The organism is Pigmentiphaga sp. MLSB6-MA01 (assembly GCF_058793475.1).
On sequence record NZ_JBXAFV010000011.1, the window covers coordinates 91890 to 104900 of the forward strand.

Annotated in this window: 14 protein-coding genes; 3 read left to right on the forward strand and 11 right to left on the reverse strand. The window is 67.4% G+C overall.

What is annotated here, in order from left to right; translation table 11 throughout:
- Positions 1-18 precede the first annotated feature (18 nt).
- From AC1Q6E_RS18370 to AC1Q6E_RS18380, 3 genes are read right to left on the reverse strand one after another with little or no spacing between them, the layout of a single operon-like run.
- Positions 19-969 carry an NAD(P)-dependent oxidoreductase gene (locus tag AC1Q6E_RS18370; RefSeq protein WP_296559663.1) on the reverse strand — a complete coding sequence of 317 codons (951 nt, stop codon included), beginning with the start codon at positions 967-969 and terminating at the stop codon, positions 19-21.
- A 4-nt stretch (positions 970-973) separates the two neighbouring features.
- Positions 974-1933: a tripartite tricarboxylate transporter substrate binding protein gene (locus tag AC1Q6E_RS18375; RefSeq protein WP_152795318.1), complete on the reverse strand. Its 960-nt coding sequence runs from the start codon at positions 1931-1933 to the stop codon at positions 974-976.
- 35 nt (positions 1934-1968) lie between these two features.
- On the reverse strand, positions 1969-3129 hold the full coding sequence (locus tag AC1Q6E_RS18380) for a mandelate racemase/muconate lactonizing enzyme family protein (RefSeq protein ID WP_152795316.1): 1161 nt from the start codon (positions 3127-3129) through the stop codon (positions 1969-1971).
- A 119-nt stretch (positions 3130-3248) separates the two neighbouring features.
- On the opposite strand from AC1Q6E_RS18380, the gene AC1Q6E_RS18385 reads away from it, so the two are divergent.
- Entirely contained in the window at positions 3249-4139 is an 891-nt protein-coding gene (locus AC1Q6E_RS18385) for a LysR family transcriptional regulator (protein WP_296559664.1), read from the forward strand.
- Between the two features lie 27 nt (positions 4140-4166).
- On the opposite strand, the gene AC1Q6E_RS18390 is transcribed toward AC1Q6E_RS18385, so the two are convergent.
- Positions 4167-4370, reverse strand: coding sequence for a hypothetical protein (locus AC1Q6E_RS18390; RefSeq protein WP_152795312.1), 204 nt, complete (start codon positions 4368-4370; stop codon positions 4167-4169).
- Between the two features lie 392 nt (positions 4371-4762).
- Between AC1Q6E_RS18390 and AC1Q6E_RS18395 the strand changes: the two genes are divergently transcribed.
- Entirely contained in the window at positions 4763-5818 is a 1056-nt protein-coding gene (locus tag AC1Q6E_RS18395) for a hypothetical protein (RefSeq protein ID WP_152795310.1), read from the forward strand.
- Positions 5819-6041: 223 nt separating this feature from the next.
- The gene (locus AC1Q6E_RS18400) at positions 6042-7508 is read left to right on the forward strand and encodes a TAL effector repeat-containing protein (RefSeq protein WP_296559667.1); all 1467 of its coding nucleotides are present in this window, start codon (positions 6042-6044) and stop codon (positions 7506-7508) included.
- A 97-nt stretch (positions 7509-7605) separates the two neighbouring features.
- On the opposite strand, the gene AC1Q6E_RS18405 is transcribed toward AC1Q6E_RS18400, so the two are convergent.
- The 7 genes from AC1Q6E_RS18405 to iscU form a co-directional block, all read right to left on the reverse strand.
- Positions 7606-9123, reverse strand: coding sequence for a TonB-dependent siderophore receptor (locus AC1Q6E_RS18405; RefSeq protein WP_296559669.1), 1518 nt, complete (start codon positions 9121-9123; stop codon positions 7606-7608).
- 133 nt (positions 9124-9256) lie between these two features.
- Complete coding sequence (gene iscX, locus AC1Q6E_RS18410) at positions 9257-9448, reverse strand: Fe-S cluster assembly protein IscX (RefSeq protein WP_152797394.1); 192 nt, start codon at positions 9446-9448, stop codon at positions 9257-9259.
- Between the two features lie 30 nt (positions 9449-9478).
- Positions 9479-9820 carry an ISC system 2Fe-2S type ferredoxin gene (gene fdx / locus AC1Q6E_RS18415; RefSeq protein WP_152797393.1) on the reverse strand — a complete coding sequence of 114 codons (342 nt, stop codon included), beginning with the start codon at positions 9818-9820 and terminating at the stop codon, positions 9479-9481.
- A 45-nt stretch (positions 9821-9865) separates the two neighbouring features.
- Positions 9866-11728 carry a Fe-S protein assembly chaperone HscA gene (gene hscA, locus AC1Q6E_RS18420; protein ID WP_296559671.1) on the reverse strand — a complete coding sequence of 621 codons (1863 nt, stop codon included), beginning with the start codon at positions 11726-11728 and terminating at the stop codon, positions 9866-9868.
- A 15-nt stretch (positions 11729-11743) separates the two neighbouring features.
- Complete coding sequence (hscB, locus tag AC1Q6E_RS18425; RefSeq protein WP_152797391.1) at positions 11744-12277, reverse strand: Fe-S protein assembly co-chaperone HscB; 534 nt, start codon at positions 12275-12277, stop codon at positions 11744-11746.
- Positions 12277-12600, reverse strand: coding sequence for an iron-sulfur cluster assembly protein IscA (iscA, locus tag AC1Q6E_RS18430; protein WP_296559673.1), 324 nt, complete (start codon positions 12598-12600; stop codon positions 12277-12279). Before iscA ends, hscB begins: the two co-directional genes overlap by 1 nt.
- A gap of 9 nt (positions 12601-12609) precedes the next feature.
- The gene (gene iscU, locus AC1Q6E_RS18435) at positions 12610-12996 is read right to left on the reverse strand and encodes a Fe-S cluster assembly scaffold IscU (RefSeq protein ID WP_152797389.1); all 387 of its coding nucleotides are present in this window, start codon (positions 12994-12996) and stop codon (positions 12610-12612) included.
- Positions 12997-13011 lie beyond the last annotated feature (15 nt).

Here is a 13011-nt window from a genome sequence, read left to right on the forward strand (position 1 = left end):
CGAAGCGGCCCGCTCGGCTCAGCCCGCTTCCACGAAGCGGGCAAACAGCCCCAGGAAACGCTCCACGACCTCCTCGCGGTTGCCGTCCGAGGTCCCCGCCATGTGGGGCGTCACGAGGAAATCCTCGCAATCCCACAGCGGATGATCCGGCGGCAACGGCTCGGTATCGAAGACGTCCAGGTGGGCATGGCGCACCAGGCCGCGCCCGTGGGCCGCCAGCAGCGCCTGCGTGTCGATCAGCGGCCCGCGCGCCACGTTGACGATGCCCAGCGGCCGCTCGGGCCGCAGCGCCTCCAGCGTGCGCATATTGAACAGGCCCCGCGTGGCCGGCGACAGCGGGCAGGCGAAGAATACCCAATCCACCTGCCCCACCCATTCCTGGAAGCGTTCGTAGCCGCCGGTGGCGCCCGCGCCGGCCACGGGTTCGCCGCTCTGGCGCAGTACGCGCAACGGTACCCCCAACGTGGACAGGTACTGCCCGATGCGGCTGCCGATCTCGCCCCACCCCACCACCATGGCCTCGGTGCTGCGCAGGGCGCGGACCTCGTCGTGCGCCATCGGCCGCCAGCGCTTCTCCAATTGCTGGCGGCGCGCCGTGTGCAGCTGGCGGGCGAAGTACAGGAATCCCGCCAGCGCCGTCTGGGCCACCGCGCCGGCATTGGCACCGGCGGAGTTGGTGACCTCGACGCCGCGCGCGCGCAGATCGTGATAGATGCGCCGGTCGGCGCCCGAGGCATAGGTGTGTACCCAGCGCAGCCTGGGGGCGGCAAGCATCGCGTCGTAGAACGCCGCGGTAGCCGGCGCCAGCCAATCGTCGGTGGACGGCCAGACGACATCGCGCGTCAGGAATACCACGTCCGCCCGCGCCGCCTGCTCGATGCCGACCAGGTCCACCTGGCCGGGCCACCGCGCCAGGATGCCCCCGTCGGCCAGCTCCCGCGAGCCTCGTTCCGAACAAAGAATATTCATTGCCTTATTTCTGCAGCGATGTCAGGAACTGCCGCCGGTCGGCGACCTCGTTGGCCACGAAACGCTGCAGGTCCGGCTGCGACATCGGCATGCTGTCCTGCATGTTCTCGCGCATGAAGGTCTTCCAGGCCGGCCGCTTCTCGACCTCCTCCATGCCCCGCACCAACCGCGCCGCGACCGCGGGCGGCGTGCCCTTGGTCACCATCACGCCGCGCCACAGCGTCTCCACCACATCGTACCCCTGCTCGCGAAAGGTCGGCACGTCGGGAAAGAACTCGTTGCGCGACTCGCTGCTGATGCCCAGCAGGCGCACGTCGCCGCTGCGGATCTGGGCCATGGCCGTGCTGGGCGTGATCACCGCGGCGTGCAGATGCCCGCCCAACAGCGCCAGCAGCGCCTGGTTGCCGCCCTGGTAGGGAATCCAGGTCGACTTGAAGCCCGCCTTCTGCTCCAGGCGGTACAGCACGTACTGGTGGAAGCCGGCGGTGGCATAGCCGCCGACGTTGACCTTGTCGGGCTGGCGCTTCAAGGCCTCGACCAGGTCCTTCAGGCTGCGGTACGGGCTGTCCTTGCGCACGGCCACGCTGGACGGCTCGGTCTGCAAGGCCCGCAGGAAGATGAAGTCGGACGGCTGGAAACGGCTGTCCTTCTCGGCCATCAGGAACGAGGTGGACCCGGTGGCCGACACGACCGTGTAGCCATCGGCCGGCGCGTTCAAGGCCATGTTCATGCCCACCGCCCCGGTGCCGCCCGGGCGGTTCTCCACCACCACCGTCTGCCCCAGGACATCGCCGAGCTCCTTGCCCAGCGAGCGCATCATGGTGTCGAGCGGCGAGCCGGCGGCGGACGTCGTGATGAAGTGCAACGGTCGCTCGGGCCATTCGGCGGCCCGCGCCGGCGACAGCGCCGCCAGCAGCGCCCCCGCCAGGGCGCATGCCCCCCACCATCGGACTGAGTATTTCATGGTTGTCTCCTTGGTTGTCGTCGTGGGCCCGACCGTCAGAACGTGGCTTCGAGGTCGTCCTCGCTGTGCCGCAGGCTGCGCGTCGGATAAGGCTGCGAAGGCATGGACCGCAGCGCGGCCTCGTCGATGTCCAGCCCCAGGCCGGGCAGTTCCGGCACCTGGATATAGCCATCCACGGGCTTGAGCGCCTGGCGCGAGATACGTTGCGAAAACGACTCGAAAGGCACGAAGTATTCGGTGATCGTGAAATTGGGCATGCAGGCCGACGCATGCACGGTGGCCGACAGCGACAGCAGCGTCGAGTTGTAGTTGTGCGGAGACACCGCGATCATCTCCGTTTCCGCCTGCGCCGCGATGAACAGCAGCTCCAGGATGCCGCCGCAGTTGGACACGTCCGGATTGATGATGTCGGCCGCGCGGCTGCGGAAGACGCTGCGGAAATCCGCGCGTCCGTACAGCGCCTCGCCCGTCACCACCGGTATGGTCGTGGCCTGGCGCACCTCCTGGATGGCGTCCATGTTCTCCTTCTGGCAGGGTTCCTCGATCCAGTACGGATTCAATTCCTCCAATTGCTTCGCCAGTTCGATGGCATGCACCGGCGCGAGCCGGCGGTGCAGGTCGAGCAGCAGCTCGGTATCGGGTCCGACGGCGTCGCGCACCGCGCGCACGACCGCCACGGCGTGCAGTATGTGCTCGCGCGGGATATAGGTGCGCCACGGCCGTGGCAGCGGATCGAACTTCAGCGCGGTATGGCCTTCGGCCACCACCTTCTCCGCCGCGCGCGCGTGGTCGTCCGGGGTCTTGAGCTTGTAGCCCCAGCCGTTGGCATAGACCCGCACGCGTTCGCGGCAGCGGCCGCCCAGCAGCCGGTGGACGGGCTGGCCGAGCAGCTTGCCCACGGCGTCCCACATGGCCATCTCGATGCCCGACAGCGCGCTCCAGAACTCCAGCGATGAACGGCGCTGCGCGTAGTCGTCGAACGCCACCTGGCAGAAATACCGGATGTTGAAGACGTCGCGCCCCACCAGGTAGCGCAGCAGCTCGCGCGCCTGGGACGCCACGGCTTCGTCACGGTCGTACTGGCTGTAGCTTTCGCCCCAGCCGACGGTGCCGTCTTCCAGCTCCAGACGGATGAAGATCAGGTTCTTGCGCCAGCCGGGATGAACGGCCAGGCACTCCGCGTTTCGGACTTTCACGACTTGCCCCTTTGCATGGGTTGGAATGCCATCAGCGTACGCAAGCCTGGATCATTTGAAAATGATATGGATATGAGATATACCGATATCAGATTCGCATCCCTTCACTTCGCCCCATCATGAGCAAATCCCTGGAACTACGCCACTTGCGCGCCGTGCTCGCAACCGCCGAGACCGGATCGCTGCACCAGGCCGCGATCGCCCTGGAAACCTCCCAGCCGGCGCTGTCGCGGCTGCTGCGGGAGGCCGAGGAACGGATGGGCGTGCGCCTGTTCGAGCGATCGTCCCAGGGCAGCCGCGCCACGGCGGCGGGCGCCCTGGCCGAGCAGGTGGCGCGCCGCGTCGCGGCCGACGTGCGGCGGCTGCAGGATATGGCGCATGACGGCCGCTGGCACCTGCGTGTCGGCTGCATCCCGCGCGCCCTCGATCTGGTCGTGCCCAGCCTGCTGCATCGTCCCGCCGGCGCCCTGGCCGACGAGGTCGAGATTGATCTGCGGGAAGACGACAGCCTGACCCTGATCGCCGCCCTGGCACGGGGGGAACTGGACCTGGCGATCCTGTCGCTGTTCGGGGAAATGCCGCCGAATCTGCTCGCGCGCCAGCTCTACCTGGACCGCAACGTGTTCGTGTGCGGCGTGCCCGGTCCGGGCATGCCGGACGGGCCGCTCGCGCCCGAGGTCCTGGCACGGCATCCGTTCGCCGCCCCGGCGCCCGGTACGCCTTCACGCCTGGAGTTCGACCGCTACTGGCAGCGCCACGATGTGCCGCCGCCCGCCTGCCGGGTGGCGACGCGGACCTACGACGCCATCGCCAGCGTCCTGCCGGGCACTCCCATGCTGGCGGTCATGCCGCGGCAGGTCGCGCAGCGCCATGCCGGCAACGGCATCCTGAAGATGCTGGAAGTCGTGCATCCCCTGCCCGAGCGCCCCATCCACGTGGTCTGGCCCAGGCAGGCGCTGCAGCCGATCACGGACCAGTTGATCGCCTTGATCCGGCCGGCCCGGCCCTGATACGCAGGGCCCTGCCCCTCGCAGGGCCTACTGGTCGTTCAGGCTGGCCTTGGCGGCTTCCTCCGGCGTCAGTCCCTCGTAGAACTGGTCGGTGAACCACTCGGCTTCCTGCTCGATGTAGTCCTGGGCTTCTTCGCGGCTGGCGCCCGCCGCCACCAGGAGCTCCTCGACTTCGGTGCACCACTGGATCAGGGCTTGCAGGTCGGGATCATTGTCTTTGTCGGTAGCCATCGGCCGGTTCCATCGAAAATCACGCCACATGGCATTCCGGCAAGGATAGCCGAAATCCTTGCGGATCCCCGGAGCCGCGGACCGGCCCGGCGGACCGCCGCGGCCCGCCAGGACGAAACTTTTCTCCAGCACCGCGCCACGCATGTGCGTCCGGCCATGCGTCCCCGCTGGTTCCGGCCCCCCTTGCCACCCTGAAAGCGCCCATGACAAACACGATCTCGCGTTCGCCAAGTCCCATCCATGACATGCCAGGGTCGGAACCCGCCTCGGCGGAGCGGCGCCCTCGCACGGACTCGCCTTCCCTGCCGCCCTTGTCCAGGGCCCCGTCGCCGGTTTCCCCTGACCAGGCACAGGCGACACGGCGGCGAGCCATCCAGGCCCGCGAAAACGCCTTGCGCGCCATCCAGCTCCAACAGCAGCAAGCCGACGCGGCCTTCGGCGCGGGCCACACGGAAGCCCCTACCGCCGTGACGCCCGCCGCGCTGGCCCGGATGCGTGCGCTGGTCCTGCTGGGACCCATCACGGTCGCGGCGGAAAGGACACCAGCCGAACCCGCCGGCGAACAGACCGGGGTACCTGATTTCGACGAGGAAGCCGCCATCGCCGCCAGGAATGCCCGCGCGATGCAGCCTTATTTGATCGCGGCATGCGATCGCCTGATGGCACTTGCCGCCCCTCCCGCCACACAAGAGGAATGCGACCAACTCAGGGAGCAACTGGATCTCTACCACCAGCAGCCCGAGGCCTACGGCATCCGTACCCCGGATGGCGACCTCGCGGACCTGCCATTGCAGGCGTATCGCGCCTACTCAGAGGCATTGTCCCAGCGGCTACCCATGCACCTTCCTCGCGGGTTACCCGCCGGGCTGGCGCTGGACCTTCGGGAGCACGACCTGCCCCTGGAAAGGGCCGGCGCCATGGCTGAACAGATATCCGCCGTTGCCTCGCACGGATTCGACACCGAGTACCTTGCCGAGGCCGCCTCGCGCCCAAATGGCCGCATCGCCCTGGAAGCCATGGCCGCCTGGACGCCGGCGCTTCGCGCGCACGGGTTTTCGGACGACTACATTACGTTCGCCGCGGTCCACCCGGGCGGCCCCCTCAATCTGAAAGCCATGAACGATTGGGCGCCGGCCCTTCGCGCATTGGGATTTCCGTTCGACCATATCACCGCTGCCGCCTCGTCCCCGGGCAACGCCCGCAATCTGGAGGGCATGGCCCAGTGGACGCCGGAGCTTCGCAGGCTCGGTTTTTCGGACGATCTGATTGGCGTGGCCGCGGCAAAACAGGATGGCCACCTCCACCTGGAAGCCATGGCCCAATGCACGCCGGACATCCGCAGGAGCCTGGGCCTGTCCCTGACGGAAATAGCCCAGTACGCATCGCGCCTCAACGGCCACCAAATCCTGGCAAACATGGCTAACGTGGCCCGCAACCCGCCGAACTAGGCCCGGGCACCTCCCTCCCCCGGCTCTCGCCCTCTGGAAAAAACTCGTGCCCAACTCCATCCCACACTCTCCGAGTCCAGTTCACGACACGCCGGTGCCGGAAGCCGTCTCCGTGCGACACCAGCACCGGACAGACTCGCCTTCCCCTCCGCCGATTTCCCCTGACCAGGCACAGGCAAGACGACAACGCGCCATCCAGGCCCGCGAAAGAGCCGTGCATGCCATGCAAGTCCAACAGCAGCGAGCCGCCGACGCCTTGGGCACGGACCGCGCGGCGCCCCCCTCTGTCGTGCCCCCCGCCGCCCTGGCCCGTCTGCGGGCGCAAGTCCTGCTTGGACCCATCACCATCACAGCGAACGAGATGCCTGCCGAACCCATCGTCGAGCAGACCGGCCTGGAAGAATTTGACCGGGAAGCGGCCATCGCCGCCACGGACGCCGCCGCGATACGTCCCTATTGCGTCGAGGCGCTCGACCGCCTGATGATGCTCGACGATCCTCCCGTCACGCAGGAGGAATGCGACGATTTGTGGGAGCAATTGGAGTCCTACCACCAGGAACCCGAGCCCTACGGTATCCAGGGCCCCGACGACCAGCACATCAACCTGCAACTCCAGGCCTATCGCGCCTACGCGGAGGTCCTGTCGCGGGGACTGCCCATCGATTTTCCTCCCAGGGTGCCGGTTCAGTTGGCCTTGGACCTGGAGGCATGTGGGCTTGACTTGGAGCAAACCGGGATCGTGGCGGAAGAAGCGGGCATCCACACCTTGGAGAAACTGAGGGAGCTGGCCCCTGGCTTGCTCGCGCTGGGTTTTCCCATGAATGACCTGGCCATTGTCGCGATGCAGCCGCACGGCTGCCTCGCACTCGAAAAGATGACCGAGCTGGCCCGCGACCTTCTCAGGCATGGGTTGTCGATTGCCGACATCGCGGATGCCGCAGCGGAGGAGGACGGCCACCTCATCCTGGAGCGCATGCTCGAATGGATGCCGACGCTTGGTCCGCATGATTTTCCGGCCGAAATCATTGCCAGGATCGTGTCCAGGCCAGACAGCCACCTCAACCTGGAAAGCATGCTCCAATGGCTGCCGGACCTGCGCGAACTTGATTTCTCCCCGGCAGACATAGCCCGCATCGCCTCCTGTTCCGAAGGCTATTGGACGCTGGCGAAAACCGCTGTACTGGCCCCCGAACTCCAGGACCTGGGTTTCTCTCCGGTCCAGATCGCTCACATCGCCGCCCATCCAGCCGGCTATCTCCCCCTGCGGAAAACCGTTGAATCGGCTTCGCGACTCGACGCGCTCGGGTTCAAGCCTCCCGACATCGTCCGTATCGCGGCACGCCCCACGGGGCATCTCAACCTCGAGAAAACGGTCGAGCTGGCCAGGGCGCTTTTCGATCTCGGCTACACCGTGCAGGATATCGTTCGCATCGCAGGGCAGAAAAACGGGCACCTGAATCTGGAAAGCGTATGCGCGTTGACCCCCAGGCTTCGCGAACTCGATTTCCTCAGGTTCAACATCGTACGCATCGCGGAGCATGCCACCGGGCACCGGAACCTGGAAAAAACCGCCGAACTGGCCCATGCCTTGATCCGGCTGGGCAACAGTCCCGAGCAGATCACCACGTGGGTGGCCCGAAGTCATGGCCACGCCGTACTGCAACGAAAAGCCTCCGCGGGTTCATCCTGATCGCCGCGCCCTGGTTCGATCCGGCCGGCGGCGGCGGGCTCGGGCTGAAGTACTCCAACCCCATCCATCTGGACGAGAACGAAGCGCAGGCCCCGCTTCAGGGCCAGGGCACCTGGTAGTTCAGGATGGCCGACACCGAACGGCGGCCGCCCGCCGTGCACGAATCGGTGTAGCAGTACGAGGCGTAGCTGGTGTCGAACATGTTGTTCGCGCTGGCGCGCAGCTTCAGGCCCTTCAGGTCGGGGCTCAGGCGGGCGAAGTCGTAGTTGATTCCCGCGTCCACCAGGGTATAGGAAACGGCCAGCCCCGGCTGGGCCACGTTGCTGTAGACCGCGCCCGCGCGTCCCACCCGGCCGTCCAGGCTCAAGCCCGCGAAACTGCCTCGTGTGACGGCGTACCTGGCCCCCAGGGATACACGCTGCTCCGACACGTCCGCATAGCGGTTGCTGAGCATCGCGGCATAGGCATCCTCGCTCGCACCGGTCACGGTAGAGCTGGTGACCGCATAGGTGGCGACGAGGTTCAGGCCCTGCAGCGGCTGCACCCTGCTCTCGACCGTGGCGCCGCGTATGCGCAGCTCGGCCCAGGCGCTGCATCCGGCCACGGCGCAGCCTTCCTGCGCCTCGGAGACCTGGGCATTGTTCTGGATCTGGTTGAATGCGGTGATGGTCATCAACTGGCCGAGCGCGGGCGGCTGGTAGCGCACGCCGGTCTCGTATTGCTGGCTGGTGGCCGACATGGCGGCCCCGGCCCGGGGGGCATGGCTTTGCGAATAGTTCACATACGGCGCCAGACCGATGTCGAACTGGTAGCGCAGCCCCAGCCGGCCGCTGTAGACATCGTCCTCGCGCAGGCCGGTGCCGTCGTCCTGGACGGCATTCAGGTCGATGGTGCGGTGGGTGTTCTGGTCGCGCCGCCCGACCATGGACAGCGTCCAGCGCCGGTACTGCACCTGGTCCTGCACGAAGAATCCCAGCTTGCTTTCTTCGGCGAATGAACGCGCGGCGATGCGCGGCTGTCCGATGGCGGAGCCATAGGTCGCGTCGAAGATATCCAGCGACGGCGACGGCGCGATCCGGCTTTCATAGATGTCGCGCGACTTGACGTAGTCGAAGCCGAACTTGAAGGTATGCTGGAATCCCAGCGTCGTGAACCGTGCCTGCGCCTGCGAGCCGACGTTGAAGGTACCCAGTCCCGGCCCCAGCGCATCCTGGGGCGCTGGCGAGCCGGCTATCCAATCCACCCCGGGCTGGTTCTCCGGCCGGCCGTAGCGGACGTTCTGCCTGACCACCCAGGTATCGTCCAGCTTCTGCTCGAACTCGAAGCTGGACTGCTGGCGGTTGGCCTGGTCGTAGGGCTGGGCGCCGGTGCGGGTGTCCACGGACATGTCCGCGCCCGGATTCCAGGCCGGCGCGGTCGGCACCCTGACCGTGCCTTCGTCCGTGACGGCGTAAATGATGGTGACCGGCGTATAGGGCAGTTCGGGCTCGGGCGGGGCCGGCTCCGGACGCGTCGGCGGCCCCTCGGGCACGGCCGACGCCGCGGCCGGTTCATGCAGGGAAACAGCGGGCGCGCAGCCGCCCAGCGCCAGCAGCACCGCCACCGGCCCCGTCATGGGCGCAATCCGCGTCAGAAAATGCAGAAACCTTGCTCGCATGCTCCTCCGTCTCGCCATGGTCCGGCCCGATCGGCCCCCGGCTCGCGCGGCGAACACCAGGACCCGCGGCCGGGCCTGGTGCCAACAGGCCCTAGATCTCGGCTATCCACGCCATCTGTATGGCTTCGAGAATTTTCTCCCCGGAACGTTTCGGATCATCGTCGAAGCCCGGAAGTTCCAGCACCCAATTGTGCAGGTCGGTAAAACGCACCTGCGCGGGATCCACGCCTGGGTGGGCGTCGGCCAGGGCCGAGGCGAGTTCGTAGATGTCTGTCCACTTCATCGGAATTCTCCTCGCCCGTACCGGCGTCCGTCAGTGATTCTCGGCGGCGTGGTTGATGGTGTACTTGGGGATCTCGATCGTCAGGTCGGTATCCTCGATCACCGCCTGGCAGGACAGGCGCGACGATGAGGTCAGCCCCCAGGCCTTGTCCAGCAGGTCTTCTTCGTTGTCGCTGGCCGACTCGAGCGAGGAAAACCCCTCGCGCACGACGACATGGCAGGTCGTGCAGGCGCACGACAGTTCGCAGGCATGCTCGATCTCGATGTGATTGTCGAGCAGCACCCGGCAGATGGACACGCCCGCAGGCGCGTTCTCGATGACAGCGCCTTCCGGGCAGAGTTCGGCGTGCGGAAGCACCGTGAGTTTGGGCATGATGGCAACCTGATAGTGATGCGAACAGAAGCGCCTTGCGCTTCCTTACACGATTTCGTCGACGCGGCGCCCCGACAGCGCCTGGCGTATGCTGCGATCCATCCGGCGCGCGGCGAAGTCCTCGGTCGCATGCGCCAGCGCCTCGACCTCGGCCCGCACCGCTTCGCCGTCGTCGCTGGCCGCCACGCCGGCGGTACGCGCGAGCTGGGTCCGGATCGCGGCCAGTTCGTCCGGGTCCAGCAGGTCGGCGTCGGCCTGCAGCGCCGCCTCGACCGACTCGACCAGGCGCCGGGCCTCGACCTGCTGCTCGCGCAGCGCGCGCAACTGCATGTCCACGTCGGCGCTGTGCATGCCGTCCGCCAGCATGGCCGCCACTTCCTCGTCCGACAGCCCGTACGAAGGCTTGACCGAGATCGAGGCTTCCACGCCCGAGCTCTGCTCGCGCGCCGTCACGCTCAGCAGGCCGTCGGCGTCGACCTGGAAGGTCACGCGGATGCGGGCGGCGCCGGCCACCATGGGCGGAATGCCCCGCAGTTCGAAGCGGGCGAGCGAACGGCAATCGGACACCAGTTCGCGTTCGCCCTGGACCACGTGGATGGCCATGGCCGTCTGGCCGTCCTTGAAGGTCGTGAAGTCCTGGGCGCGAGCCACCGGGATGGTGCTGTTGCGCGCGATCACCCGCTCGACCAGCCCGCCCATGGTTTCCAGGCCCAGCGACAACGGGATCACGTCCAGCAGCAGCCACTCGTCGTCGGCCGTGCGGTTGCCAGCCAGGAGATTGGCCTGCATGGCCGCGCCCAGCGCCACGACCTGGTCCGGATCTAGGTTGGTCAACGGCTCGGAGCCGAACAGGCCCGCCACCATGTGCCGGACGATGGGCATGCGCGTCGCGCCGCCCACCATGACCACGCCCTTGACTTCGTCCGCCGCCAGGCTGGCGTCGCGCAGCGCCCGGCGGGCGCTCGACAGCGTGCGGGCCACCAGCGGACGCGCCAGGGTCTCGAAATGCTCCCGCGTCAGCGCGAGCGCCAGCGTGCGTCCGCCGGACAGCGTCGCGGCCAGCTCGGCCTGCTCCGCGTCGGTCAGGGCCTCGCGCGCCTGGCGCGCCGCCACCAGCAAGGCGCGCTGGTCTTCCGGGCCCAATCCCGAGAGCTTGCGGTCGTTCGCCGCCCAGGCCACGATGGCGGCGTCGAAATCGTCGCCGCCCAGCGCGGTGTCGCCGCCCGTGGCGATGACTTCGAACACGCCCTTGGCCAGGCGCAGGATGGAAATGTCGAACGTGCCGCCGCCCAGGTCATAGACCGCATAGATGCCCTCGGCCGCATTGTCCAGGCCGTAGGCGATCGCCGCCGCCGTCGGTTCGTTCAGCAGCCGCAGCACGTTCAGCCCGGCCAGCCGGGCAGCGTCCTTGGTCGCCTGCCGCTGGGCGTCGTCGAAATACGCCGGCACCGTGATCACCGCGCCGACCAGGTCGTCGCCCAGGACATCCTCGGCCAATTGGCGCAGCTTGGCCAGGATCTGCGCCGAGACCTCGACCGGACTCTTGTCGCCCTGCACGGTGCGGATGCGCACCATGCCCGGGGCATCGACGAACTCGTAGGGAACATGGAGCCGCTCGGCGTCGGCGAGCCCGCGGCCCATGAAGCGCTTGACCGACACCAGGGTGTTGTGGGGATCCTGCGCCTGCACCGCCAGCGCCCTGCGTCCGATCTGGACGTCGCCGCCCGGCAGGTAGCGCACGGCCGAGGGCAGCAGCGCATGGCCATCTTCGTCGCGCAGGACCTCGGCGGCGCCGCTGCGTACCGCGGCCACCAGCGAGTTGGTCGTGCCCAGATCGATGCCCACCGCCAGACGACGCTGGTGGGGGGCTTCGGACATGCCGGGTTCGGCTATCTGCAAAAGCGCCATGCGTTCCTGTTGTTCTCAGTCTTGTTCCGCCAGAGCGTCGACGGCCAGGTCGATCTCTTCGGAGAATTTTTCAATGAACATCCACTCCCGCACGCGCGCGGCGGCAGTGGCATAGTCGTGCTTCTCGTCCAGCAGCCGGCCCACCTCGGCCGTCATGCTCCGCCGCGCGGCGGCCAGTTCGCCCGCCAGCGCTTCCAGCGCGGCCGGGTCCCTGGCCGAGCGGGCATCGTCCAGCGCTTCCCGCCATTCCATCTGCTGCATCAGGAAAGCCGGGGTCATGGCCGTATTCGTCTCGACCTGCAGGTCGACGCCCGCGCGCTCGCACAGGTAGCGGGCGCGGGACAGCGGCGCGCGCAGCACCCGGTAGGCCTCGTTCGCGCGCGAGGCCCACTGCATGGCCACGCGCCGCTCCTGGGCCGAACCCGCCGCATGGCGGTCCGGGTGGACCCGCGCCTGGACCTCGCGCCAGGCCCGGTCCAGCGCATCGCGGTCGATGGCGAAACCGGGCGCGAGGCCCATCAGCTCGAAATGATCGGGATCGCGCTGCATCAGACGGTGAAAGACTCACCGCAGCCGCAGGATGCCTTTTCGTTCGGATTGTTGAACCTGAAGCCCTCGTTGAGCCCCTCGCGCGCATAGTCGAGCTCGGTGCCCGCCAGGTACGGCAGGCTCTTGGGATCGACGAACACCTTCACGCCCTGGCTCTCGAAGACCTGGTCTTCCGCCAGGGCCTCGTCCACGTACTCGAGCTTGTAGGCCAGGCCCGAGCACCCGGTGGTGCGCACGCCCAGCCGCAGGCCTATGCCCTTCCCCCGTTTCTGGAGGTAGCGGCTGACGTGGCGTGCGGCGCGTTCGGTCAACGTTACCGACATGGCTTCCTCTTAGCTGTTTCCGTGCTTGGCACGATAATCGTTCACGGCCGCCTTGATGGCGTCCTCGGCCAGGATCGAGCAGTGGATCTTGACCGGGGGCAGCGCCAGTTCCTGGGCGATGTGCGTGTTGCGGATATCGAGCGCCTGGTCCAGGGTCTTGCCCTTGACCCATTCGGTCACGAGCGAGCTGGACGCGATGGCCGAGCCGCAGCCGTAGGTCTTGAAGCGCGCGTCCTCGATGACGCCCTCCTCGTTGACCTTGATCTGCAGCTTCATGACGTCGCCACAGGCGGGCGCGCCCACCATGCCGGTTCCCACGGAATCGTCGCCCTTTTCGAAGGAACCGACGTTGCGGGGGTTCTCGTAGTGATCGATGACTTTTTCGCTATAGGCCATGTTTTCTCTCCTGGT

Excerpts from the sequence above, each read along its gene's own strand:
- AC1Q6E_RS18370 (WP_296559663.1), bottom strand. The coding sequence starts at position 969 with ATGAATATTCTTTGTTCGGAACGAGGCTCGCGGGAGCTGGCCGACGGG.
- AC1Q6E_RS18375 (WP_152795318.1), bottom strand. The coding sequence starts at position 1,933 with ATGAAATACTCAGTCCGATGGTGGGGGGCATGCGCCCTGGCGGGGGCG.
- AC1Q6E_RS18385 (WP_296559664.1), top strand. The coding sequence starts at position 3,249 with ATGAGCAAATCCCTGGAACTACGCCACTTGCGCGCCGTGCTCGCAACC.
- AC1Q6E_RS18390 (WP_152795312.1), bottom strand. The coding sequence starts at position 4,370 with ATGGCTACCGACAAAGACAATGATCCCGACCTGCAAGCCCTGATCCAG.
- AC1Q6E_RS18400 (WP_296559667.1), top strand. The coding sequence starts at position 6,042 with ATGCAAGTCCAACAGCAGCGAGCCGCCGACGCCTTGGGCACGGACCGC.
- AC1Q6E_RS18405 (WP_296559669.1), bottom strand. The coding sequence starts at position 9,123 with ATGACGGGGCCGGTGGCGGTGCTGCTGGCGCTGGGCGGCTGCGCGCCC.
- iscX (WP_152797394.1), bottom strand. The coding sequence starts at position 9,448 with ATGAAGTGGACAGACATCTACGAACTCGCCTCGGCCCTGGCCGACGCC.
- fdx (WP_152797393.1), bottom strand. The coding sequence starts at position 9,820 with ATGCCCAAACTCACGGTGCTTCCGCACGCCGAACTCTGCCCGGAAGGC.
- hscA (WP_296559671.1), bottom strand. The coding sequence starts at position 11,728 with ATGGCGCTTTTGCAGATAGCCGAACCCGGCATGTCCGAAGCCCCCCAC.
- hscB (WP_152797391.1), bottom strand. The coding sequence starts at position 12,277 with ATGCAGCGCGATCCCGATCATTTCGAGCTGATGGGCCTCGCGCCCGGT.
- iscA (WP_296559673.1), bottom strand. The coding sequence starts at position 12,600 with ATGTCGGTAACGTTGACCGAACGCGCCGCACGCCACGTCAGCCGCTAC.
- iscU (WP_152797389.1), bottom strand. The coding sequence starts at position 12,996 with ATGGCCTATAGCGAAAAAGTCATCGATCACTACGAGAACCCCCGCAAC.